The sequence below is a fragment of the Arthrobacter sp. W4I7 genome, assembly GCF_030816215.1.
In the GTDB taxonomy this organism is placed as follows: domain Bacteria; phylum Actinomycetota; class Actinomycetes; order Actinomycetales; family Micrococcaceae; genus Arthrobacter; species Arthrobacter siccitolerans_A.
On the sequence record NZ_JAUSXU010000001.1, the window covers coordinates 1717481 to 1742072 of the forward strand.

Annotated in this window: 18 protein-coding genes and 1 riboswitch; of the genes, 15 read left to right on the plus strand and 3 right to left on the minus strand. The window is 65.6% G+C overall.

What is annotated here, in order from left to right:
• Positions 1-64 precede the first annotated feature (64 nt).
• From QF047_RS07940 to QF047_RS07955, 4 genes are all read left to right on the plus strand, one after another.
• Positions 65-709 (plus strand): ATP-dependent Clp protease proteolytic subunit, encoded by a 645-nt coding sequence (locus QF047_RS07940; protein ID WP_306639084.1) that lies wholly within the window; start codon positions 65-67, stop codon positions 707-709.
• 36 nt (positions 710-745) lie between these two features.
• Positions 746-1405, plus strand: coding sequence for an ATP-dependent Clp protease proteolytic subunit (locus QF047_RS07945; protein ID WP_079596337.1), 660 nt, complete (start codon positions 746-748; stop codon positions 1403-1405).
• 175 nt (positions 1406-1580) lie between these two features.
• Entirely contained in the window at positions 1581-2861 is a 1281-nt protein-coding gene (gene clpX, locus QF047_RS07950) for an ATP-dependent Clp protease ATP-binding subunit ClpX (RefSeq protein WP_306634040.1), read from the plus strand.
• Between the two features lie 72 nt (positions 2862-2933).
• The gene (locus QF047_RS07955) at positions 2934-3548 is read left to right on the plus strand and encodes a DsbA family protein (protein WP_307275407.1); all 615 of its coding nucleotides are present in this window, start codon (positions 2934-2936) and stop codon (positions 3546-3548) included.
• Between the two features lie 372 nt (positions 3549-3920).
• On the opposite strand, the gene valS is transcribed toward QF047_RS07955, so the two are convergent.
• Positions 3921-6542, minus strand: coding sequence for a valine--tRNA ligase (valS, locus tag QF047_RS07960; RefSeq protein ID WP_307275410.1), 2622 nt, complete (start codon positions 6540-6542; stop codon positions 3921-3923).
• Positions 6543-6660: 118 nt separating this feature from the next.
• Here valS and QF047_RS07965 point away from each other — a divergent pair, with 118 nt between their 5' ends.
• The gene (locus tag QF047_RS07965) at positions 6661-7419 is read left to right on the plus strand and encodes an SDR family oxidoreductase (protein WP_307275411.1); all 759 of its coding nucleotides are present in this window, start codon (positions 6661-6663) and stop codon (positions 7417-7419) included.
• On the opposite strand, the gene QF047_RS07970 is transcribed toward QF047_RS07965, so the two are convergent.
• On the minus strand, positions 7416-8456 hold the full coding sequence (locus QF047_RS07970; protein ID WP_307275413.1) for an endonuclease/exonuclease/phosphatase family protein: 1041 nt from the start codon (positions 8454-8456) through the stop codon (positions 7416-7418). The two genes, QF047_RS07965 and QF047_RS07970, sit on opposite strands and share 4 nt — an antisense overlap.
• Positions 8457-8816: 360 nt before the next feature.
• On the opposite strand from QF047_RS07970, the gene ileS reads away from it, so the two are divergent.
• From ileS to ndk, 4 genes are read left to right on the plus strand one after another with little or no spacing between them, the layout of a single operon-like run.
• Complete coding sequence (gene ileS / locus QF047_RS07975) at positions 8817-12125, plus strand: isoleucine--tRNA ligase (protein WP_307275416.1); 3309 nt, start codon at positions 8817-8819, stop codon at positions 12123-12125.
• Positions 12126-12129: 4 nt separating this feature from the next.
• On the plus strand, positions 12130-13488 hold the full coding sequence (locus QF047_RS07980; protein ID WP_307275419.1) for a folylpolyglutamate synthase/dihydrofolate synthase family protein: 1359 nt from the start codon (positions 12130-12132) through the stop codon (positions 13486-13488).
• 3 nt (positions 13489-13491) lie between these two features.
• A complete protein-coding gene (locus tag QF047_RS07985) occupies positions 13492-13959 on the plus strand; it encodes a DUF4233 domain-containing protein (RefSeq protein WP_307275422.1) in 468 nt (155 codons plus the stop codon).
• A gap of 39 nt (positions 13960-13998) precedes the next feature.
• The gene (gene ndk / locus QF047_RS07990) at positions 13999-14418 is read left to right on the plus strand and encodes a nucleoside-diphosphate kinase (protein ID WP_306634018.1); all 420 of its coding nucleotides are present in this window, start codon (positions 13999-14001) and stop codon (positions 14416-14418) included.
• Positions 14419-14478: 60 nt separating this feature from the next.
• Here the strand turns inward: ndk and QF047_RS07995 are convergent, their stop codons facing one another.
• Positions 14479-15162, minus strand: a complete 684-nt coding sequence (locus QF047_RS07995; RefSeq protein WP_306634016.1) for a vitamin K epoxide reductase family protein — start codon at positions 15160-15162, stop codon at positions 14479-14481.
• A gap of 454 nt (positions 15163-15616) precedes the next feature.
• Between QF047_RS07995 and QF047_RS08000 the strand changes: the two genes are divergently transcribed.
• The 6 genes from QF047_RS08000 to proB all read left to right on the plus strand — a co-directional run bounded on the left by QF047_RS08000 (position 15617) and on the right by proB (position 24578).
• On the plus strand, positions 15617-19024 hold the full coding sequence (locus tag QF047_RS08000; protein ID WP_307275429.1) for a ribonuclease E/G: 3408 nt from the start codon (positions 15617-15619) through the stop codon (positions 19022-19024).
• Between the two features lie 172 nt (positions 19025-19196).
• Positions 19197-19294, plus strand: a riboswitch (TPP riboswitch).
• Positions 19295-19301: 7 nt separating this feature from the next.
• Positions 19302-20834, plus strand: a complete 1533-nt coding sequence (gene thiD / locus QF047_RS08005) for a bifunctional hydroxymethylpyrimidine kinase/phosphomethylpyrimidine kinase (RefSeq protein WP_307275432.1) — start codon at positions 19302-19304, stop codon at positions 20832-20834.
• Positions 20835-21097: 263 nt separating this feature from the next.
• Positions 21098-21406, plus strand: coding sequence for a 50S ribosomal protein L21 (gene rplU / locus QF047_RS08010; RefSeq protein WP_306639081.1), 309 nt, complete (start codon positions 21098-21100; stop codon positions 21404-21406).
• 60 nt (positions 21407-21466) lie between these two features.
• Entirely contained in the window at positions 21467-21730 is a 264-nt protein-coding gene (gene rpmA, locus QF047_RS08015; protein ID WP_009372867.1) for a 50S ribosomal protein L27, read from the plus strand.
• A 116-nt stretch (positions 21731-21846) separates the two neighbouring features.
• Positions 21847-23436: a GTPase ObgE gene (gene obgE / locus QF047_RS08020; RefSeq protein ID WP_307275435.1), complete on the plus strand. Its 1590-nt coding sequence runs from the start codon at positions 21847-21849 to the stop codon at positions 23434-23436.
• 32 nt (positions 23437-23468) lie between these two features.
• On the plus strand, positions 23469-24578 hold the full coding sequence (gene proB / locus QF047_RS08025; protein ID WP_307275439.1) for a glutamate 5-kinase: 1110 nt from the start codon (positions 23469-23471) through the stop codon (positions 24576-24578).
• The last annotated feature ends 14 nt before the right edge of the window (positions 24579-24592 follow it).

The window sequence follows — 24592 nt, forward strand, 5'->3', positions numbered from 1 at the left end:
CAGTGATGTCACCGTCACCAGTGAGAGGTAAGTACACATGTCACAGCACGCAGAGGCCCCCCGGATGGCGACTGTCGATCCTGCAGCCCAGGACAACTACATCTACAACCGCCTCCTCAAGGAGCGGATCATCTGGCTGGGCTCAGAGGTGCGTGACGAGAACGCCAACGCCATCTGCTCGCAGCTGCTCCTCCTGTCTGCCGAGAACCCGGAAAAGGACATCTACCTTTACATCAACTCACCGGGCGGCTCGGTCACCGCTGGCATGGCCATCTACGACACTATGCAGTTCATCCCGAACGACGTCGTCACCGTCGCCACCGGCCTCGCCGCGTCGATGGGGCAGTTCCTGCTCTCCTCCGGCACCAAGGGCAAGCGCTACGCCACCCCGAACGCCCGCGTCCTGATGCACCAGCCCTCAGGTGGTATCGGCGGCACCGCCTCAGACATCAAGATCCAGGCCGAACTCATCCTGCACATGAAGAAGGTTATGGCGGAGCTGACGGCCGACCAGACCGGCCAGACCGTGGAGACCATCCTGAAGGACAACGACCGTGACAAGTGGTTCACGGCCACCGAAGCCCTTGAATACGGGTTCTTCGACAAGATCGCCGCCCACGCCGGCTCGGTTGCGGGCGGCGGCGGAACCTCGAACAGCAACGGCGCAACGTCCAACGGCGCCTCCGGCGAGACCCCCTCCGCGAACTAGACCGGCACAAGAACACTCAGATCAGGAGCAATAAAAATGAACTACAACTTCGGGTGGTCCGCCGGTAATCTTCCGTCCAGCCGCTACGTCCTGCCCCAGTTCGAGGAGCGCACGCCTTACGGCTTCAAGCGCCAGGACCCTTACACCAAGCTCTTCGAGGACCGCATCATCTTCCTCGGTGTCCAGGTGGACGACGCCTCCGCGGACGACATCATGGCTCAGCTGCTGGTCCTGGAATCCACGGACCCGGACCGCGACATCACCCTGTACATCAACTCCCCGGGTGGATCCTTCACCGCCATGACGGCGATCTACGACACCATGCAGTACATCCGCCCCGAGATCCAGACGGTCTGCCTCGGGCAGGCGGCCAGCGCCGCCGCTGTCCTGCTGGCAGCGGGAACGCCCGGCAAGCGCCTCGCACTGCCGAACGCGCGTGTCCTGATCCACCAGCCGGCGCTCTCCGGCGGCCAGGGCGGCCAGGCTTCCGACCTGGAGATCCAGGCCGCGGAGGTCATGCGCATGAGGTCCTGGCTCGAGGACACACTGGCACACCACTCGGGACGGACATCCGAGCAGGTCAACAACGACATCGAGCGCGACAAGATCCTGACTGCGGACGAAGCCCAGGCGTACGGCCTGATCGACCAGGTCCTGGATTCCCGCAAGATCAAACCGCAGGCAATCACCAGGTAGCGGTAAAGTAAAGCGCCGGTGGCGCCAATCATTTGGCTCCACCGGCCTTTTCCTTCCACCCTCGGAAGCGAATGTGACCTAGAGTGGATGTTGTCACAACCGGCCCACGCAGGCTGGTGGAGATTCCAGCAACGGTGCAAGGCTGCCTGGCAGCAAGATACTAAGGGGTTCACATATGGCTCGGATTGGCGAGAGCACGGATCTGCTGAAGTGTTCTTTCTGCGGAAAGAGCCAGAAGCAGGTGCGCAAGCTCATTGCCGGGCCCGGTGTCTACATCTGTGATGAGTGCATTGAGCTTTGCAACGAAATCATCGAAGAGGAACTCGCCGAAGTTGCGGACCTCGGCAGCTTCGAACTGCCCAAGCCGCGGGAAATCTTCGACTTCCTGCAGGAATACGTCATTGGCCAGGAGCCTGCCAAACGGTCCCTCGCCGTCGCCGTCTACAACCATTACAAGCGGATCCAGGCAGGCCACGCACCCAAGTCGGGAAGCCTGGCCGAGGGCGGCCACCACGACGACGTCGAAATCGCCAAGTCCAACATCCTCCTGATCGGTCCCACCGGCTGTGGGAAGACCTACCTGGCCCAGACGCTCGCCCGCCGCCTGAACGTCCCGTTCGCCGTGGCCGATGCAACGGCACTCACCGAGGCCGGCTACGTGGGCGAGGACGTTGAGAACATCCTGCTCAAGCTCATCCAGGCCGCCGACTACGACGTCAAAAAGGCCGAACAGGGCATCATCTACATCGATGAGATCGATAAGATTTCCCGCAAGAGCGAAAACCCCTCCATCACCCGCGACGTCTCGGGCGAAGGCGTCCAGCAGGCGCTCCTGAAGATCCTGGAAGGCACCGTTGCCTCCGTTCCGCCGCAGGGCGGGCGGAAGCACCCCCACCAGGAATTCATCCAGATCGACACCACCAACGTCCTGTTCATCGTGGCCGGTGCGTTCGCCGGCCTCGAGGAGATCATCGGCTCCAGGTCCGGCCGCAAGGGGATCGGCTTCGGCGCACCCCTCAACGAGGCCAGCAAGAAGATCGATTCCTACGGCGAAGTCATGCCGGAGGACCTGCTGAAATTCGGGCTGATCCCTGAGTTCATCGGCCGGCTCCCCGTGATCACCACCGTGTCCAACCTGGACCGGGACGCGTTGATCCAGATCCTCTCCACGCCCAAAAACGCCCTGGTCAAGCAGTACCAGAAGATGTTCCAGATCGACGGCGTGGAACTGGTCTTCGATGACACCGCCCTGGACGCCATCGCGGAGCAGGCATTGGAACGCGGCACGGGCGCGCGAGGCCTGCGGGCCATCATGGAGGAAGTACTTCTCCCGGTGATGTTCGATCTCCCCAGCCGCGAAGACGTCGCCAGCGTGGTGATCACCGAGGACGTGGTCCTCCGGGGCGCCGAACCCACCATGATCCCCCACGTCGCCAAGCGGCGTAAGTCCGCCTGAAAACCTTCCGCACCATACCCGTCAGATGCGGCTGCCGCCTGCGCAGCCGCCCGCACCTGAAGGAGAAACCCTATGACTGACACTGCACGGAACAAGGCCGATTTCTGGTTTGATCCGCTGTGCCCGTTCGCCTGGATCACCTCGCGCTGGATCGGCGAAGTGGAGGACGTCCGCGACATCGAAACGGTGTGGCACGTGATGAGCCTTGCCGTCCTCAATGAGGGCCGCGATCTGGAACCCGCCTACCGCGAGTCCATGGACAACGCCTGGGGTCCGGTCCGGGTGATCATCGCCGCCCAGCAGGAATATGGGCAGGAAACGGTCAAGGCACTGTATGACGCCATGGGCACGCTGATCCATGAGCGCGGCGAGAAGGACCGGGCCGTGGTCATCACCAAGGCCCTCGCGGAATGCGGCCTCCCCGCCGCGCTGGCTGAAGCGGCCACCACCGACGCTTTCGACAAGCAGCTGCGCGCCAGCCACGAGGAAGGCATCTCCCTCGTGGGACAGGACGTTGGAACGCCGGTAGTGGCCTTCAACGGCACGGCCTTCTTCGGCCCTGTCCTCACCCGGATTCCGCGCGGCGAAGAGGCTGGCAAGCTGTGGGACGCCACCACAGCACTCGCCTCCTACCCGCACTTCTTCGAGCTGAAGCGCAGCCGCAGCGAACGCCCCGAATTCAGCTGAGGCCAGGCCGGCGGCAGTCCCGGCCGCACGCATAGAGCCCTGGTGGAACTACTCACTTGTAGTTCCACCGGGGCTCTTGCGCTTCCCGGCCTGCAGGACAATGATGGTTCTTACCCCCTTCGAAAGAAGAGGGACGCAAGAACCGAAGATTCAGTGATATGTATTTGACGCAGCCATCGGCAAAGCCGGATACAAGCTACCAGTGACGAGGTAGGAAGACCTGAAATTTCCCAGGATCTTGCCAGACCATCAAAGACGTCACCGGATGGCCGAAAGTCGAAGCCCCACCAACGGCAAAACGCTGATGGGGCTTCCCCTTTGCCCTGAAACAGTCCGCCCTGAAGCAGTTTGCCCTGAAACAGGGCGCTGCCATCAGGCCTGTGCAGGCTCCTCAGTGGCGGCCAGGGCAACATCGCTCACGGTCAGTTCCCCGTCACCCACCACGAGGGTGATTTCGCGCGCGTTCGACGCAGCTTTCAGATCGCCGAGCCCCGCCTTCAGCTGCGTGGTCAGGGCCTCCGAAGCGGTGATGGTCGCGGACAGGACCTCGGTGCGCTGCTTGACCTTGGCCTCGGACTTCGCCTTGCGGACGCCGCTGAGGGCAACACCCACGGTGGCAAGCATGGTGGTGTCGCCGCCCGGGACGTCCAGCGGTGCGGGCCACTGGGCGCGGTGTACGGAACCGTTCCGCCACCATCCCCAGACCTCTTCGGTGGCGAAGGGCAGGAACGGCGCGAACAGCCGCAGCAAAGTGTCCAAGCTGGTGGCCAGTGCTGCGAGCACGGAGGCCTGTTCGGCTTCGCCCGCTGCGCCGTAGGCCCGGTCCTTGATGAGCTCCACATAGTCGTCCGTGAACTGCCAGAAGAAGCTTTCCGTGATCTGCAGCGCGCGGGCGTAATCGTAGTTGTCGAACGCCTTGGTGGCCTGGGCCACCACGTCGGCGAGCTGGGCGAGGACCGCCCGGTCCAGCGGGTTGGACAGCACAGCGAGGCCAGCGGAGAGCACCGATGCTTCGGTTGCGCCGAGGTTCAGCACGAACTTCGAGGCGTTCAGCAGCTTGATGGCCAGGCGCCGGCCGATTTTCATCTGGGCGATCTCGTAGGCAGTGTCAGCCCCGAGCTTCGCGGAGGCGGCCCAGTAGCGGACGGCGTCGGAGCCGTATTCCTCCAGCACGTCGGTGGGTACCACCACGTTGCCCTTGGACTTGGACATTTTCTTGCGGTCCGGGTCCAGGATCCACCCGGAGATGGCCGCGTGCTTCCACGGCGCGCTGTTTTCCAGGGCATCGGCACGGACCACAGAGGAGAAGAGCCAGGTCCGGATAATGTCATGGCCCTGCGGGCGGACGTCAAACGGGAACACCTTGGCGAAGAGGTCCTCGTCGCGCTTCCAGCCGCCCACAATGTTCGGTGTCAGCGAGGACGTGGCCCAAGTGTCAAGGATGTCAGCGTCGCCGGTGAAACCGTTCGGAACGTCGCGCTGCGCCTCGTCGAAGCCCGGAGCAGCATCGGCTGCCGGATCCACAGGAAGCTGCTCGTCCGAGGGCACAATCGGGGAGCCGTAGTCCGGGTTGCCGTCAGCATCCAGCGGATACCAGACGGGGATCGGCACACCGAAGAAGCGCTGGCGCGATACCAGCCAGTCACCGTTCAGGCCGGAGATCCAGTTTTCGTAGCGCGAGCGCATAAAGGCAGGGTGGAAGTCGATCTCCTGCCCGCGCGCGATGAGCCGCCCGCGGCGGTCCTCGTCGCGGCCGCCGTTGCGGATGTACCACTGGCGGGACGTGACAACCTCAAGGGGCTTGTCGCCCTTTTCGTAGAAGTTCACCGGGTGCATGATCTTCTTCGGCTCGCCTTCCAGCAGGTCGGCGGCGGTGAGGAGCTTCACCACCTCCTCCTTGGCGCTGAAGACGGTTTTGCCGGCAATGGCAGCGAAGGCTTCACGTCCTATGTCCGTAGTGATCCACTCCGGGGAGTCGCTGACGATCCGCCCGTCCCTGCCCACGATGGCGCGGGTGGGCAGCTGCAGTTCGCGCCACCAGGTGACGTCCGTCAGGTCGCCGAAGGTACACACCATGGCAATGCCGGAGCCCTTGTCGGCTTTGGCGAGCGGATGGGCCTTGACCTCAACCTCGACGCCGAAAACGGGTGACGTGACCTTCTTGCCGAACAGCGGCTGGTACCGTTCGTCGTCGGGATTCGCCACCAGCGCGGCGCAGGCCGCCAGCAGTTCGGGACGGGTGGTCTCGATGTAGATCTTCTCCCCGTCCTCGGTGAAGAACGGGTAGCGGTAGTACGCGCCGGGCACCTCGCGGTCCTCGAGCTCGGCCTGGGCCACCGCCGTGCGGAACGTGACATCCCACAGGGTGGGTGCCTCGGCCATGTAGGCGTCGCCTGCGGCCAGGTTGGCCAGGAACGCGCGCTGCGAGACGGCCCGCGAGTTGTCGTCGATGGTGCGGTACGTCAGTTCCCAGTCCACGGACAGGCCAAGTGTCTGGAACAGGTTTTCGAAGACCTTCTCGTCCTCGACGGCCAGCTCTTCGCACAGCTCGATGAAGTTCCGGCGGGACACCACGTCGAAGTCCCGCTGGTTCTTGGCAGGCTGCGCCGGGGGACGGTAGTCCGCGTTGTATGGAATGGCAGGGTCGCAGCGGACACCGTAGTAGTTCTGCACCCGGCGTTCGGTGGGCAGGCCGTTGTCGTCCCAGCCCATCGGGTAGAAGACGTTTTTGCCGATCATGCGCTGGTAGCGGGCCAGCACATCGGTCTGCGTGTAGGAGAACATGTGTCCCACGTGCAGCGATCCGGAGGCAGTGGGCGGGGGAGTGTCGATCGAGTAGACCTGCTCCCGGGTGGTGTCCGGGTTGAACTTGTAGGTCCCCTCCGCAAGCCAGCGCTGCGTGAGGGCGGCCTCGAGGCCTTCGAGGGCCGGCTTGTCCGGAACATTGATGGGGGCGGTGTTGGGCGTGTCTGTACCCTGTTTGTCTTCAGCCATCTGCCAATTGTTTCATGGCCGCGAACATCCCCCCGCCCACCAGCAGGCCCGCAGGCGCCGGTTCATCCGGGGAAACACGCCGGACTGATCTCCGGGCAGGGGAGGTTAGGGTGGTGCCATGACTTCGGACTTCCAGAAAAAGGCAGCTTTGGTGACCGGCGCGAGCAGCGGAATCGGCGAGGCAACCGTCCGCGCCCTGGCAGCGGACGGCTGGACCGTCTTCGCCGTGGCCCGCCGCGAGGACCGGCTCGCCACGCTGGAAGCCGAGACCGGCGCCGTCGCAATTACTGCAGATATTTCCGCGGACGACGACGTGTCCCGGCTGCTTGCCCGGGTCACGGAAGCAGGGGGCATCGACACGCTCATCAACATCGCCGGCGGTGCACGGGGCGCCGATACCGTGGGCGAGGCCAGCACCGAGGACTGGGAATGGATGTACCGGGTGAACGTGCTGGGCACCATGAAGCTGACCCGCGCCTTCCTGCCCATGCTCCGCGCCCACGGCGAGGGAACCGTGCTGAACCTGACCTCCACCGCCGGCCTGGCAGCCTACGAAGGCGGAGGCGGCTACAACGCCGCCAAATTCGCCCAGCATGCGATGACCGGGGCGCTGCGGCTGGAGGAAGCGGAAAACAACCTCCGGGTCATCGAAGTGGCCCCCGGGCTGGTCTACACGGAGGAATTCGCGCTGAACCGGCTTGGTGACCAGCAGGCCGCCCAAAAGGTGTACCAGGGCGTGGAAAAGCCGCTCACCGCCGGAGACGTGGCAGACGTGGTCAGGTACGCCGTCAGTGCCCCGCACCACGTCAACCTGGACCAAATTGTCATCCGGCCGGTGGCGCAGGCCGCCAACCACAAACTGATCCGCAAGGGCTAGCCAACCGGGATGGCCAAGGTGGCCAGCACCGCTGCGTGGTCCGTGCCCGGTATCCGGTGGACCGAGTAAGCGGTGCCCCCGATGTCCTGGCTCGTGACCAGATGGTCCAGCGTTATGCCGGGAAGGCTGTAGCCGCGCATCGGCCAGGTGGGGATGAGCCTGTCGCCTAGGGAGGCCGCTACGTCCGCCAGTTCGCGCCCGCCTCCTGTCCCCGCCAGCAGCGCCCGGAATTCATGGTGGTCGAACGTGGCGTTGAAGTCGCCCGCCAGGAGCAGCGGCCTGGATCCCGATCCGGTGCCGGTCCGGGCCAGGGCCGCAAGGTCACTGCGCCACCGGGCCAGGCCGTCACCCACCGGAGCCAGGCAATGCACAGCCACCACCTGCAGTGCCGCGCCGTTTACGGTGCCCAAATCCAGGTCGACAACCGGCATGGTGAAGCCAGTGCCCCGTATAACGCCGGCGTCGCGCAACGGGAAGGAGGAATAGACAGCTGCGCCCCCGGCGCCGTCCCGCGGATGTGATACCTGGTGGGGGAGCAGGGACAGGAGTCCCGCGGCGGCGAGCCTGTCCTCCAGGCCTCCGGTGAATTCTTCGAGAGCCAGCAGGTCAACCCCCTGCTCCCGGACCAGCTTGACGATGTCTTCGGCTTCTGCCCCGCCCAGCTCCGCATTAAGGGTCATGGCCCTGATCTGAACCTTCGGCCCGCCCGGGTTTGCCGCCGCGGGGCTCGCGCTCACCGGGAGGAGCCACACAATCTGCACCCCGAGCAGTGCCGCCGTCAGCAGTTGGAGGGGCCTGCTGCGCGCCGGCAGGGCCAGCAGGAAAGCCGCAGTGGCCGGCACCGTGAACCAGGGCACAAAGGACAGCAGCTGTATGCCCAGGACCGGCCAGTCAGCAGATGTGGCACGAAGTAACGACGCTGCCGCGGCGGGTGCCGCCGCCCCGGCAGCCAGCCAGCGAAAGGCCAGGACCATACGGGTTGCGCGTTTGCGGGGTTTCCGACGGCCAAGCCCGCGCCGGCTGCCGGCAGCAGTCATGGCTCCGATTCTAGGCACCGGTGGCCCCTCATGGCAGCATTGAATGGAAAACTTTGCCCGGTGAATAGTAGACTCTAAAGCGGCTATGACCCGGCTATCACCGGTGAGCTTCCGGAAGAACGCGCCAACCGCCATCACTGCGGGCAGCGCCAGTAGAACCGGACGGGTAAGCCCGTCACAGCAGTCAATGAGCGGCCGGAGCAGGACGGTTCCCCAGGGAGCCGGCAGCGCCGGTAAGTGAGGTGGTACCGCGGTGGGCGTGGAGTCCGGAAGGACAACACGGCAGCCGTCCTCGCATCCTGAACGGAACGAACGGCGCAAGCCGGCAGTTCGCCAAGCTCAACCCAGGATGTCGAGAGAATGACGTATTACCCCAAGGCCTCAGCCTCCGCCAGTGGCACGCGCGGCGTTTCCGCCTCCGTGAAGTTCCCGGAAATCGAAGAACGCATACTCAAGTACTGGGACCAGGACGGCACCTTCCAGGCCAGCATCGACCAGCGCAGCGCGGACGCCCCCGGCGGTGAACCCGGCAGCAATGAATTCGTCTTCTACGACGGCCCGCCGTTCGCCAACGGCCTGCCGCACTACGGCCACCTGCTCACCGGGTACGCCAAGGACCTGGTGGGCCGCTACCAGACGCAGCGCGGCAAGCGCGTGGAGCGCCGCTTCGGCTGGGACACCCACGGGCTGCCTGCCGAGCTGGAAGCCATGAAGCAGCTCGGCATGACGGACAAGACCCAGATCGAAGCCATGGGCATCGACAAGTTCAACGACGCCTGCCGCGCCTCCGTCATGAAGTACGCCGACGAGTGGCGGAACTACGTCACCCGCCAGGCCCGCTGGGTGGACTTCGACAACGACTACAAGACGCTCAACGTCGAGTACATGGAATCCGTCCTCTGGGCCTTCAAGCAGCTGCACGAAAAGGGGCTGACCTACAACGGTTACCGCGTGCTGCCCTACTGCTGGAAGGACGAGACGCCGCTGTCCAACCATGAGCTGCGCATGGACGACGACGTCTACAAGAACCGCCAGGACCAGACCGTCACCGTGACGTTCCCCCTCCTCGCCGGTGAGTCCGAACTTTCCCGGCAGCTGGCAGGGGTGCAGGCCCTCGCCTGGACCACCACCCCCTGGACTCTGCCCACGAACGCGGCGCTCGCCGTCGGGCCTTCCATCACCTACGCCGTCCTGCCGGCCGGCCCCAACGGGATCAAGGCCGCCTCCGCGGACGTGCCGGTCAGCGGCAGCTTCCTGCTCGCCGCTGACCTGCTGGGGAGCTATGCCAAGGACCTCGGATACGACGATTTCGAGGCAGCCCAGGCCGCCGTAGTCTCCACCCACACCGGCGCCGAGCTGGAGGGTCTTGCCTACCAGCCGCTGTGGCAGGACTTCAGCGACAACGAAAAGTACGGCATGGAAAATGCCTGGCGGATCCTGGTGGCCGACTACGTCACCACCACCGACGGCACCGGCGTCGTCCACCAGGCTCCGGCCTACGGCGAGGACGACCAGAAGGTCTGTGAAGAAGCAGGCATCCCGGTGGTCCTGTCCGTTGACGAGGGCGCCAGGTTCCTCCCGCTGTTCAAGCACGGCGACCTCCACGACATCGTGGGCCTGCAGGTTTTCGAGGCCAACAAACCCATCACCCAGGTGCTGCGCGCCCAGGGCCGGCTGGTCCGCCAGGCCAGCTACGAGCACAGCTACCCGCACTGCTGGCGCTGCCGCAACCCGCTGATCTACCGCGCCGTGTCCTCCTGGTACGTGGAGGTCACGAAGTTCAAGGACCGGATGTCCGAACTGAACCAGGAGATCAACTGGATCCCCGGTAACGTCAAGGACGGCCAGTTCGGCAAGTGGCTGGAAAACGCCCGGGACTGGTCCATCAGCCGCAACCGGTACTGGGGCAGCCCCATCCCCGTGTGGCAGTCCACCGATCCGGAGTACCCGCGCACGGACGTGTACGGCTCCCTGGCAGAGATCGAGGCCGACTTCGGCCGCCTGCCGCTGAACAAGGACGGCCAGGTTGACCTGCATCGACCCTTCATCGACGAACTGACCAGGCCCAACCCGGACGATCCCCGCACGCCTGAAGAGGGCCAGTCGGTGATGCGGCGCGTGGAGGACGTGCTGGACGTCTGGTTCGACTCCGGCTCCATGCCCTACGGCCAGGTGCACTACCCGTTCCAGAACGAGGCCTGGTTCGATACCCACAACCCGGCCGACTTCATCGTGGAGTACATCGGCCAGACCCGCGGCTGGTTCTACATGCTGCACATCCTGTCCACCGCTTTGTTTGACCGGCCGGCGTTCCGGAACGTCATCAGCCACGGCATCGTGCTCGGCTCGGACGGGCAGAAGATGTCCAAGAGCCTGCGCAACTACCCGGACGTCTCCGAGGTGCTGGACCGTGACGGCTCCGACGCCATGCGCTGGTTCCTGATGTCCAGCCCGATCCTCCGGGGCGGCAACCTGGTGGTCACCGAGCAGGGAATCCGCGACGGCGTCCGCCAGGTCATCCTGCCGCTGTGGAACGTGTACAGCTTCTTCACGCTCTACACGAACGCCGCCGCCGGTGGCAGCGGCTATGACGCCAGGCTCCGCTATGACGGCTACACCGACACGCTGGACCGGTACTTGCTGGCCAACACCGGCGAGCTGGTCCGGAACATGACGGCACAGCTGGACACCTACGACATCTCGGGCGCCTGCGACGAACTGCGCAGCTACCTGGACATGCTGACCAACTGGTACGTCCGCCGGAGCCGGCAGCGGTTCTTTGACGAGGACCAGGACGCCTTCGACGCACTGTTCACCGCGCTGGAAACCGTCACCCGGGTGGCGGCTTCCCTCCTGCCGCTGGTCTCCGAGGAAATCTGGCGCGGCCTCACCGGCGGCCGCTCGGTACACCTGGCCGATTGGCCCGATGCCGGCCTGTTCCCTGCGAACCCGGACCTGGTGCAGGCCATGGACAAGGTGCAGCAGATCTGCTCCACCGGATCCTCGCTCCGCAAGGCAGCTAACCTGCGCGTCCGCCTGCCGCTGCAGGAACTGACCGTGGTGGCACCCGGTGCCGATGCGCTGGCCGGCTTTGCCGCCGTCGTCGCGGACGAACTCAACCTCCGCTCGGTCCGCCTGCTGGACGCCGCCACGGCCTCCCCGGAGGAGTTTGGGATCCAGCAGAAGCTGGTGGTCAACGCACGCGCTGCCGGCCCGCGGCTGGGCAAGAATGTCCAGGCCGCCATCAAGGGCGCCAAGTCCGGTGACTGGTCGGTGGACGATGCAGGCCTGGTGGTGGCCGGGGGGCTGCAGCTGGAACCGCAGGAGTACACGCTGGAGACGGTGGTGGCAGAGTCCGACGGCGGTTCTGCTTCCGTCGCGGTCCTCCCCGGCGGCGGGTTTGTGGTCCTCAACACCGAGGTCACCCCCGAGTTGGAGGCTGAAGGCCTGGCCCGGGACATGGTCCGCTCCATCCAGCAGGCACGCAAGGACGCCGGACTGAATGTCAGCGACCGGATCCGGACCTCCGTGACTGCCCGGCAAAACGTCGTCGACGCCCTGCTGGCCAACGCGGACCTGGTGAAGGGCGAGACCCTTACCGTGGACCTCGCGGCAGAACCCGCGGACGTTGCCGAACCGGCTGTCACCGTCAAAAAAGTAGAGGCCTGAATCCATGACTGACGAATTTTCCGTAGAGAGCGTCTACGCCGAACTGCTGGGCCGGGCGCCGGAGAACAAGATGGAGCCGCGGCTGGCCCCGTTGTTCCGGGCCATGGACGTGCTGGGGGAGCCCAACAAGGCGTACCCGATCATCCACGTGACCGGGACCAACGGCAAGACTTCCACGGCCCGCATGATCGAATCGGTGTTGCGGGCCCACGGCCTCAGCACCGGGCGGTACACCAGCCCGCATCTGTCCAAGGTGACCGAGCGCATCAGCATCGACGGGCAGCCTGTCTCCGATGAAACGTTCGTCCGGATCTGGGACGAAATCCGGCCGTACCTGCAGATTGTGGACGCGGAACTGGAAGCGGACGGGCAGCCGCGCCTGACCTACTTCGAATGCCTCACCATCCTCGGCTTTGCCATCTTCGCGGACCAGCCCGTCAACGTGGCGGTCATCGAAGTGGGACTCGGCGGCATCACGGATGCCACCAACGTGGGCGATGGACAGGTTTCGGTGGTCACGCCCATCTCGCTGGACCACACGGACCTGCTGGGGGACACCACCGAGGACATCGCCCACGAAAAGGCCGGGATCATCAAACCCGGCGGCTACCTCATCAGCGCCGCCCAGCCCCTTGACGCGGCGCAGGTCCTGCTGGAGAAGGCCAAGGACGTTGGTGTTCCCTTCAAATTCGAAGGCGTGGAGTTCGGCGTCGAGTCACGCACCGTGGCAGTGGGTGGCCAGATGGTCACCATCCAGGGCATCGCCGGGCGCTACCCTGACTTGCTGGTGCCGCTGCACGGAGCCCACCAGGCACAAAACGCCGCCGTAGCGGTGGCAGCCCTGGAAGCCTTCTTCGGTGGTGAAAAGGAACTCGGCTTCGACGTGCTGCAGGAAGGATTTGCCGCCGTCACCTCCCCCGGCCGGCTCGAAGTGGTCCGCACGGCACCCACCATCGTGGTGGACGCCGCCCACAACCCCGACGGCGTCAAAGTGTCGGCAGCCGCCCTTCAGGAAGCGTTCACCTTCACCAGGCTGGTGCCGGTGGTGGGAATCCTCAAGGAAAAGGACGCCGAGGAAATCCTTCGCCAGCTCAAGGAATCCCTGGGCGGCATGGCCGAGGAGTACTGCTTCACGCAGTCGAACTCCCCGCGGGCGGTCCCGGCGGCCGAACTTGCCGAACTGGCCATTGACCTTGGCTTCGGTGAGGACAACGTGCACGTGGAGGAAAAGCTCGACGACGCCCTGGAGTGGGCTGTGGAACGCGCCGAAGCCAACGATGACCTTTCCGGCGGCGTACTGGTGACCGGCTCCATCACCCTGGTGGCCGAAGCCCGGATCCTGCTCGGAAAGACAGAGGCGTAGGCCGTGGCCAGGCTGACGAAGGCCCAGCGCGAATGGCGGCCGGGCATGCCCAAGAAGCGCCGCTCCACCAAGGTGATGTTTGCCTCCACCGTGCTGCTGCTGGAAGCTTTCGTGATGTTTTTCGCCACCCTGGCGGTGTTCGGGCTGCGCCGGGGGGAATTCCCGCCGGCGCTGATCCTGGGCACCGGCATCGCACTGAGCGTGGTGATGATCGCGGCGTGTGCCTTCCTCAGCAAGCCCTGGGGGATTGGACTGGGCTGGATCCTGCAGCTCGTCCTGATCCTCACCGGAATTCTCGAGCCGGCCATGTTCCTGGTGGGAGCCCTGTTCGCCCTTGCCTGGTGGTACGGGATCCGGACGGGCATCCGGCTGGACCGGGAAGCCGGCCAGCGGGCCCGCGAGCAGTCTGAATGGGAAGCGGCCCATCCGGACCAGGCCGCCGGGCCGGGGCAGCAGTCCCAGTCCCCGTAGACTTGTCCCCGAAACCCATCCCAACGCATTGGAGCAGTTGTGACTACTGAGCGCACCCTCGTCCTCATCAAGCCCGACGGCGTCGCCCGTAACCTCACCGGCGCCATCCTGGCCCGGATCGAAGCCAAGGGCTACACCCTGGCTGAACTGAAGAAGGTGGACGCCACCCGCGAACTGCTCGAACAGCACTACGAGGAGCACGTGGGCAAGCCCTTCTACGAGCCCCTGGTGGAATTTATGCTCAGCGGCCCGGTCGTGGCAGCCATCTTCGAAGGCCACCGCGCCATTGAAGGCTTCCGCTCCCTCGCCGGCACCACCGACCCCACCACTGCCGCCCCCGGCACCATCCGCGGCGACTTTGGCCGCGACTGGGGTTTGAAGGTCCAGCAGAACCTGGTGCACGGCTCCGATTCCACCGACTCCGCCGAGCGTGAAATCAAGATCTGGTTCCAGGGCTGACATCCCGGCGCGCACACAAAAAAGCCCCCGCTTCTTCGGAAACGGGGGCTTTTCTGTGGTTTAGAACCCCGAGGTTCCCGCGAAGACCTGGATGAAGGCGAAGAAGATGGTGGCGATCACGGCCACATAGAGCAGCGCGGTGATGATCCAGCCGGAGTCGCCCAGGACGCGCGCTGCGTTCGCCGGCACCGGGATCACCCCGGCAGTGACGTTCCGGATGGTCACCCAGACGAAGAGTGGAATCATGGCCGCCCACACGATCATGCAGAACGGGCAAAGGATGTGGATGTCGTAGAGGGCCTGGGACCAGAGCCACACCACGAACGCGAATCCAAGCGTGACGCCGGCCTGCAGGCCCAGCCAGTACCAGCGGGCAAACGTTGCCCCGGCGAGCAGAGCCATGCCCACAGTGATGATGACGGCAAAAGCGACGATGCCGATAAACATGTTGGGGAAGCCGAACAGCGAGCTCTGCCACGTCTGCATCACCTGCCCGCAGGAGATCCACGGGTTCACATCGCACACGGTGGTGTGGTTCGGATCCTTGAGGACCTCGAGTTTTTCAAGGACCAGGGTTCCGGAGGCGAGCCAGCCGATGACTCCCGTAATCACCAGCAGCCAGCCGAAGGGCCGGTTCCGCGTCATGGGTGGAACGGCTCGTGCTGTCCTGGCGGCCGGACCGCTGTCCTGGTTCAGGCTCCGTTCCGGGGCAGGGGTGCCGCTGAGGGGGGAGATGCTGGGCATTGGTATGGCGTCCTTTTCATCCGGTGCTCCTTGCCCTGATTGTAACGCCGGACGCTGGAAGGACCGTCCAGCGATTGAGGGGCCGGGCCAACGGCACCGGCCGGCTTCCGCAGCGATTTACCCCGGGTATGAGAGAATGAACGTGGCTGGAAGCCGAACCACATTCGGACTCCGGTCCGGTGGTTTGTTCCCAAGACCGCCAATGATGAGCAGGGCAGGCATCGGTTCCACCGAGGCAGTCTCCCGCGACTCCATTGGGCGGCACCTGGTTGTGGCACGTAGAACAACGGGTTTTTAGAACATCCTGCCGGCCCCCACGGGCTGCCGCACCCCACTGCCGGTGCGAACCTGGGGGTATCCATTTGACTTCTGTCAACGCCTGCGGGTTTTGACAATATGTGCCCCAATGGGTGCCGGATGTGGCGGTACGTCAGGGGCAGGAGTGTTGCCACATATGGATAATGACCAAGTTTCAACCGTTAATGAAGTACCGGCCACGGAGGCTGAAGCCGCGCCGAAGAAAGCCACCAGGACCCGGCGTAAAGCCGTACCCAAGGCCGATGACGCCCTGATCCCCGTCCCCGATGCCGAGGAAGCAGGCGCACCGGAGGCCAAGGCTCCCGCCCGACGCACGCGCTCCCGCAAGAAGGAGGACGTCGCTCAGCCGCTGCCGGCATTTGCAGGGGAAGCAGCACCGGAAGCAGCGCAGGCCTCCGCCGATGTTCAGGCGGCGGATGGTGCACCGGAAACTCCCGCGCTTCCGGCCGAGGAAGCCGCCCCGGAGGTCGAGCCCGAGGCGAAGCCGGTCCGCCGCCGCCGGGTGGCCACCCGCAAAGCCTCCGCGCCGGTGGCAGCCGAAGCGGTCCCCGCCACGGCATCAGAACCCGCAGTTGCAGAACCGCTTGCTGCGGCCCCTGTCCCGTCTGACGGCGAGGCCGGCGAGGCACCTGCAGTAGAGGCACCTGCAGAAGATGCCGTAGTAGAAGACGCCGCAGCAGAACAAGCTTCAGCCGTAGAAGCACCAGCCGCGGAAGCGCCCGCAGAGCAGGCTCCCCAGGCGCAGCCGGCTGCCGGCGCTCCCGTGGAAGCAGCATCGAAGCAGCAGGCTCCTGCCGCAACCTCCAGCCCCTTTGGCTCCCTCTTCCTGGAACCCGCTTCCCCCACCTCCGTGCTGTTCCAGGCCCCGGACCTGAGCACCGTGGTGCGCCCGGCACCTGCCGCCGCCGTGGAAGCAGGCGAGGATGAAACCGAAGACAGCGACACCGATGACGCCAACGGCCGCCGCAGGCGCCGGGGCCGCAGCCGCCGTAACCGGAACCGCCCCGGCGAGGGTGAGGACGCCGATCTTGAAGGCAGCGAGGAGGCCGACGCCGATGCCTCCGACGACGCCGACGAGGAGACCGCAGGGCAGCTGGAGGACGGCGTCACGTCCCGTCGTCGTCGTCGCCGCCGCCGTGGCGACCAGGACCTTGAGCTGACGGGCGGGGGAGAAGACGACCCGCCCAACACGGTCACCCGCGTCCGTGCACCCCGCACGGTGAGTGAACCCGCCGTCAGCAACCGGGTCACCAGCGTCAAGGGTTCCACCCGCCTGGAGGCGAAGAAGCAGCGCCGGCGCGAATCACGCGACACCGGCCGCCGCCGCACCGTCATCACCGAAGCGGAGTTCCTGGCCCGCCGCGAATCAGTGGACCGGCAGATGATCGTCCGCCAGCGCGACGACAGAATCCAGATCGCCGTCCTCGAGGACGGTGTCCTGGCCGAGCATTTTGTATCGAAGACGCAGCAGGACTCCCTGATCGGCAACGTGTACCTGGGCAAGGTCCAGAATGTGCTGCCGTCCATGGAAGCTGCCTTCGTGGACATCGGGCGCGGCCGTAACGCCGTCCTGTACGCCGGTGAAGTGAACTGGGAAGCCGTTAACCTCGAGGGCAAGCAGCGCCGGATTGAAAACGCGCTGAAGTCAGGCGATACCGTCCTGGTCCAGGTGACCAAGGACCCGGTGGGCCACAAGGGCGCCCGCCTGACCAGCCAGATATCGCTGCCGGGCCGCTACCTGGTGTACGTACCCGGCGGTTCCATGACCGGCATCTCCCGCAAGCTGCCCGACGTCGAACGCAACCGCCTCAAGCGCATCCTGAAGGACCGCCTTCCGGAGCAGGCCGGCGTTATTGTGCGTACTGCGGCAGAGGGCGCCTCCGAGGAAGAGCTGACGCACGACATCAACCGGCTGCGCGCGCAGTGGGAGGGCATCGAGAGCCAGTCGAAGTCCACCAAGATCCTTGCCCCGGAGCTGCTTTACGGCGAGCCGGACCTCACCATCAAGGTGGTCCGCGACGTCTTCAACGAGGACTTTTCCAAGCTGATCGTCTCCGGCGAGGAAGCCTGGGACACCATCGAGGCCTATGTCACGTACGTGGCTCCGGACCTGGTGGGCCGCCTCGAGAAGTGGACCAAGGACCAGGACATCTTCACGGCCTGGCGCATCGACGAGCAGATCCACAAGGCGCTGGAACGCAAGGTCTTCCTTCCTTCCGGCGGTTCGCTGGTGATCGACCGTACCGAAGCCATGACCGTGGTGGACGTCAACACGGGCAAGTTCACCGGCAGCGGCGGCAACCTCGAAGAGACGGTGACCAAGAACAACCTCGAGGCTGCCGAGGAAGTGGTCCGCCAGCTCCGGCTGCGCGACATCGGCGGCATCATCGTCATCGACTTCATCGACATGGTGCTCGAATCCAACCGCGACCTGGTACTCCGCCGGATGGTGGAATGCCTGGGCCGTGACCGCACCAAGCACCAGGTGGCAGAAGTGACCTCGCTGGGTCTGGTGCAGATGACGCGCAAGCGGATGGGTACCGGGCTGCTCGAAGTGTTTGGCGAGCAGTGCGAAACGTGCGCGGGCCGCGGCATCGTCACCCACGACGACCCCGTGGAGCACCGCCGGGCCAACATCGTGGCCGCCGAGCACCACGTCCAGCGCTCCGACAGCAGGCCGGAAGTCCGCAGCGAAGGCAGCCGCCCCGACAGCCTGCGTCCGGACAACAACCAGTCCGCTGCCCGCCCCGACCGCAAACGGCGGCGCGGCCGCAACGGCCAGCAGCCTGAAGCAGCGCCCGCTGCTGCCGTCCAGGTACACACCGTTCACCCCGACCCGTCGGACGCCGAGCGGCACGCCAAAGCGGAAGCCACCAGGCTTGCCCTGGCCAACATCGCCGCAGCGGCGCACGCAGCGCACGTGCACGACGATGAAGTGGCCGCAGCCAGGCAACAGGCCGTGGAGAAGCCCGACGCCGATACCCGGCCGGCTGCCGTGCTCACCTTCGGCGGCGAGAAGGTCGCGTTGCCGTTCGTTGAGCACGCGGACGAGCAGCAGCCGCGGCCGGCCCTGACCCTGGACCGGCTTGCAGAGGCTTTCGCCCACCTTGGCCAGCCGGCGGCAACGGAACCCGAAGCGCAGCCGGAAACGGAAACGCAGGCCGAACCTGAGCTGAAGCCCCAGGTGGAGCAGGCGACGCCGGTGCAGCAGTCGCAGCCGGTGCAGCAGTCGCAGCCGGCCCAGCAGCGCGTAGAAGCACCCGAGAAGGACTACAGCGACCACACGCTGGAGCAGTCGCGGCAACGGCGGCCCCGGCGCCACCGCAGTGCCAGCCGTGCCCAGGGTGCCGCCAACGAAACCGCCGTCGAGCAGCACGAGAACGTTGCTGCCGCCGGCACGGGCCATTCCCACCAGGCCAAGGCACCCGAGCCTGCCAGTACCGGAAACACGGGCACTGCAAACACAGGCGCCGGCACGCCGGCTGCGAAGCCAGCCGACGCGCCCATCATCCTGGGCGTAGGAGTTCCGGCCTCGGAGCTCTAAAGGGTCAAGTAACGCTGACTATCACCAGGAATGCCCGGCGGGCCACCAACCGTGGCCGGCCGGGCATTCCTGTATCTGCGCTCAAGGTGTCCCGGCTGCCAGCAGAATTCAAAGCCCGGCCGGTCGCACTGTGTCACCTTCTGCCTGCCGTCGTCAAAAAAAGCTAGGCTGGGGAACCGACACGGGGTGCCGCGCAGAGAGCCGGCTGAGATCCACACCCGTTGAACCTGTCCGGCTAGCACCGGCGAAGGGATGTCTCTTGTCTGCGACTCTTGCAATGCCCACTGCCACACCGTCACCGGCTCCGGCAACCTTTTTTCTGCCCGCCGCGCCGGGCCGCCCGATACCCCGGGTGCTTTCCATTGCCGGTTCCGATCCCTCCGGCGGCGCCGGCATCCAAGCCGACCTCAAAAGCATCGCGGCCTTCGGCGGCTACGGGATGGCCGTCATCACGGCCCTCACTGCCCAGAACACCCAGGGCGTCCGGTCCGTGCACGTACCACCTGCCGGGTTCCTGGCCGCGCAGCTTGACGCCGTCAGCGACGACATCGGCATCGATGCCGTCAAGATCGGAATGCTCGGCAGCGCGGAGGTGATCGAGGTGGTGGGGGACTGGCTCCGCAAGGTTCGTCCCGCCGTCGTGGTCCTGGACCCCGTAATGGTTGCCACCAGCGGCGACCGGCTGCTGCAGGAGTCCGCCGAAGCCGCGCTGCAGGCACTCCTGCCGCTGGCGCACCTCATCACCCCCAACCTGGCTGAGCTCGCAATGCTGGTTGGCGGCGAAGTCCAGCGGAGCTGGGCCGGCGCCCTGGAGCAGGGCCGCGCCCTCTCCGCGGCCACTGGGGCTACCGTGCTGGTCAAAGGCGGACACCTGGACGGCAACGAATGCCCGGACGCCCTGGTCAACACCGCGGGCCTGCTGTCCGGGGAAGTGGTAGTGCTGCAGGGGGAGCGGGTGGCTACCCGCAACAGCCACGGCACCGGCTGTTCGCTGTCCTCCGCGATGGCAGCTGCCCAGGCGCGGCTGGGGGACTGGGAGGGCTCGCTCCGCGAAGTCAAACCGTGGTTGGCCGGCGCCCTGGAAGCGTCCGGAACGTTGGAGGTGGGCAGCGGCAACGGCCCGGTCCACCACTTCCACCACCTGCAGCCACTTCTGTCCGAAGGGAGCTTCGCCGCACGGCTCTGGACCGACGCCCGCAAGGACCTGGATGACATCTACGCCCTGGACTTCATCCGCGGCCTGGCTTCCGGCAGCCTGGAGGAGAAGGAGTTCGCGTATTACCTCGCGCAGGACGCCATCTACCTGAACGGATATTCCCGCGTGCTGGCGCGGGCCAGTGCCTTGGCGCCAACGGAGGCTGAACAGCTCTTCTGGGCAGGCTCAGCCAGTCAGTGCCTGGAAGTCGAGTCCGAACTGCACCGCTCCTGGCTGAGCACCCGTTCCATCCAGCCCCAGCTCGGCCCGGTAACAAAGTCCTACGTCGACCACCTCACTGCAGCATCGGCGTCGGGCAGCTACGCGGTCCTGGCGGCCGCCGTCCTGCCCTGCTTCTGGCTTTACGCAGAGGTGGGCGCCACGCTGCACGCCCAGTTCCTGGCCGCCGGCGAACCTGCCGGGCACCCGTACGCCGCCTGGCTGCGCACGTACGCCGACGAGGACTTTGCCGCTGCCACCCGGCAGGCAATTGCCATCGTGGATGAGGCGGGGCGCAAGGCCTCGGCCGCGGACCGGGAGGCCATGATCACCGCGTTCAAGCAGTCCTGCCGCCTTGAAGTGGACTTCTTCGACGCGCCGCGCCTGCACTCCTGAGCAGTTGCCGGCGGGCGGACCGGTACTATGGTGGGGCAGGGTGCGGACGCCGGACCTGGGCTGTGGTACCTATCACAGCAAACCGCCGGGAACCAGCCTCATTTGCGGCCGAAGACAAAATTAGCGTATTCTGGATCTTCGGTGCTTACGCCAACACTTGGGTTATGACCCCACGGCGTTGAGGCACAGCGAGAAACCAGGCTTTTGATAGTCGGTTCCGCACGCAAATTTAGTTATAAACGTCGAGAGAAGTGAGTTCCCAAGTGGTGTACGCGATTGTCCGCGCAGGCGGCCGGCAAGAGAAGGTTTCCGTCGGAGACTTCGTTACCCTGAACCGCGTCGCCGGTGGAGCTGGCAGCACCATTCAGCTGCCCGCACTGCTCCTGGTTGACGGTGACAAGGTCACCACAGCCGCTGCTGACCTGGCCAAGGTAACCGTTACGGCTGAGATCCTGAACGACCTCCGTGGTCCGAAGATTGTCATCCAGAAGTTCAAGAACAAGACCGGTTACAAGAAGCGCCAGGGTCACCGTCAGGAACTGACCAAGGTCAAGATCACCGGTATCCAGTAACCTTCGTTACTGTTCAGGTTTTTCAGCAGATTCCCCAGAATTTAGAGGCAGGCATTTCAGATGGCACATAAAAAGGGCGCGAGCTCCACTCGCAACGGTCGTGATTCCAACGCTCAGTACCTCGGCGTCAAGCGCTTCGGCGGCCAGGTAGTTTCCGCAGGCGAGATCATCGTCCGCCAGCGCGGCACCCACTTCCACCCGGGCGCCGGCGTTGGCCGTGGCGGCGACGACACCCTGTTCGCACTGACCCCGGGAGCCGTTGAATTCGGTACCCGCCGCGGTCGTCGCGTCGTCAACATCGTTGCTGCTGCAGCTGCAGAGTAACCAATAGTTCTGAAGCGGTGGAGCGGGCCAGTTGGTCCGCTCCACTGTTCTTTTAACCGCATTACAATCTTCTTGGCGCCTGGCGGCGTCCAGGAAACAGCATTGAGGAGATCCACGTGGCCAGCTTTGTAGACCGGGTAGTACTGCACGTATCCGGCGGTAACGGCGGCAACGGGTGCGTCTCCGTCCACCGTGAGAAGTTCAAGCCACTGGGCGGTCCCGACGGCGGCGACGGCGGCAACGGCGGCGACGTGATCCTGCGCGTGGACCACCAGACCACCACCCTCCTCGACTACCACCACGCACCCCACCGCCACGCCACCAACGGTGGGCCCGGCATGGGTGACTGGCGCGGCGGCAAGAACGGCGAGACGCTCATCCTCCCCGTCCCGGACGGCACAGTCGTCAAGTCCAAGGACGGCACAGTCCTCGCGGACCTCGTAGGCGAAGGCGCCCAGTACGTGGCCGCGGCCGGCGGCATCGGCGGCCTGGGCAATGCTGCCCTTTCGTCGCAGAAACGGCGCGCCCCCGGTTTCGCCCTGCTCGGGATCGAAGGCGAATCCAGCGACATCGTCCTCGAGCTCAAGTCCATCGCGGACATCGCCCTGGTGGGCTTCCCGTCCGCCGGCAAGTCCAGCCTTATCGCTGCCATGTCTGCCGCCCGGCCTAAAATCGCCGACTACCCGTTCACCACGCTCGTTCCCAACCTGGGCGTCGTCCAGGCGGGCGATGTGCGCTTCACCATCGCCGACGTCCCCGGCCTCATCGAAGGCGCCAGCGAGGGCAAGGGTCTGGGCCACCACTTCCTGCGCCACGTGGAGCGCTGCGCCGCGCTGGTCCACGTCCTGGACTGCGGCACCCTCGAATCGGACCGCGACCCCCTTTCGGACCTGGCCGTCATCGAGGCCGAGCTCGAAAAGTATGCGGTGGACATGAGTTACGCCGGCCAGGACGGCGATGTGGTTCCGCTGAACCACCGCCCGCGCCTCGTGGCTTTGAACAAGGTGGACCTGCCTGACGGTAAGGACATGGCTGATTTCGTGCGTCCGGAGCTTGAATCCCGCGGCTACCAGGTGTTCGAAGTCTCAGCTACCAGCCACGAGGGCCTGCGCCAGCTCGGCTTCGCCATGGCCGGAATCGTCAAGGCCGCGCGCGATGCCGTGGCAACAGCCCCGCCCAAGGTCCAGCCGGCTGTCCTGCGGCCGCGTGCTGTCAACGAATCCGGCTTCAAGATCCGCCGCGAGGAGAAGGGCTTGGAGCCGCTGTTCCGCGTCCTCGGCGAAAAGCCGGAACGCTGGGTCAAGCAAACGGACTTCACCAACGAAGAGGCCATCGGCTACCTGGCAGACCGCCTCGCCAAGCTCGGCGTCGAGACCGAACTGTTCAAGCAGGGCGCAAAGCCCGGCGACACCGTCGTGATCGGCGGGGACGACGGCGTGGTCTTCGACTGGGAGCCCACCATGATGGCCGGTGCCGAGCTCCTGGCGTCGCCCCGCGGTACCGACATCCGCTTCGCCGATATCGGCGACCGCCCCACCCGCGGCCAGAAGCGCGAAGAGCAGCAGGAACGCAAGGACGCCAAGGCCGCCGCGCGGGCCGAACTTGAGGCAGAACGCAAAGCCGGCATCTGGACCGAGTCCGTGAGCAGGCGGCGGGTTGCCAAGCCACTCAAGGAGAGTGGACTGGACGCAGACAATGAGTTCTAGGGCTGCAGCCGCGGAGTCGCTTCCCCCGGTCCGTGGACAGGAGCCTGCTCGCCAACGCGGGCAGGATTGTGGTCAAGGTCGGTTCGTCGTCGCTGACCAGCATCAAGGGCGGCATCTCCGAGGAGTCGCTGACTGCCCTCGCCGATGCACTGGCAGCCAAGCGCAATACCGGCACGGAGATTATCCTCGTGTCCTCTGGTGCCATCGCCGCCGGCCTGGCCCCCCTGGGCCTGGCCAAGCGCCCGCGCGACCTCGCAACCCAGCAGGCCGCGGCCAGCGTGGGGCAGGGCCTGCTGATGGCCCGCTACACGCAGGCCTTCGGAGCGCACGGAGTGACAGTCAGCCAAGTGCTGCTCACAGCGGAGGACCTGATGCGGCGCAGCCAGCACACCAACGCCTTCCGTGCCCTGGACCGGCTGCTCAACCTCGGCGTGGTTCCCGTGGTCAACGAAAACGACACCGTGGCCACGCACGAAATCCGGTTCGGGGACAATGACCGCCTCGCCGCCCTGGTGGCCCACCTGGTGCGGGCCGATGCCCTGGTGCTGCTGTCCGACGTCGACTCCCTGTACGACGGACCGCCGTCCCTCGGCGCCAAGAGGATCCCGCTCGTTGAAGGCCCCCACGACCTCGAAGGCGTGTCCATCGGCAAAACCGGCAAAGCCGGCGTGGGCACCGGCGGCATGCAGACCAAAGTTGAGGCCGCCACTATGGCCGCCGGCTCCGGAATCCACGCGCTGGTCACCTCAACGCCCAACGCTGCCGCAGCCCTGAACGGCGAGGACGTGGGCACCTGGTTCACCGTCAACGGAGCGCGCAAGCCCGTCCGGCTGCTCTGGCTGGCCCATGTAGCATCCGTGCAGGGCCGCCTGGTCCTGGACGACGGCGCGGTCAAGGCTGTGCGGCACCACCGCACCTCCCTGCTCCCGGCAGGTATCTCCGCTGTGCACGGTGATTTCGAAGCGGGCGACGCCGTGGAGATAGCAAGTGCCGACGGCACCGTCATCGCGCGGGGACTCGTGAACTATTCGTCTGCCGAACTGCCGCAGATGCTGGGGCGCTCTACCCGGGACCTGGGCGAGGCCCTCGGCAGCGGCTACGACCGTGAAGTTGTTCACGTAGATGACCTGGTGCTGGTTTGAGCCCCGGGCTCGCC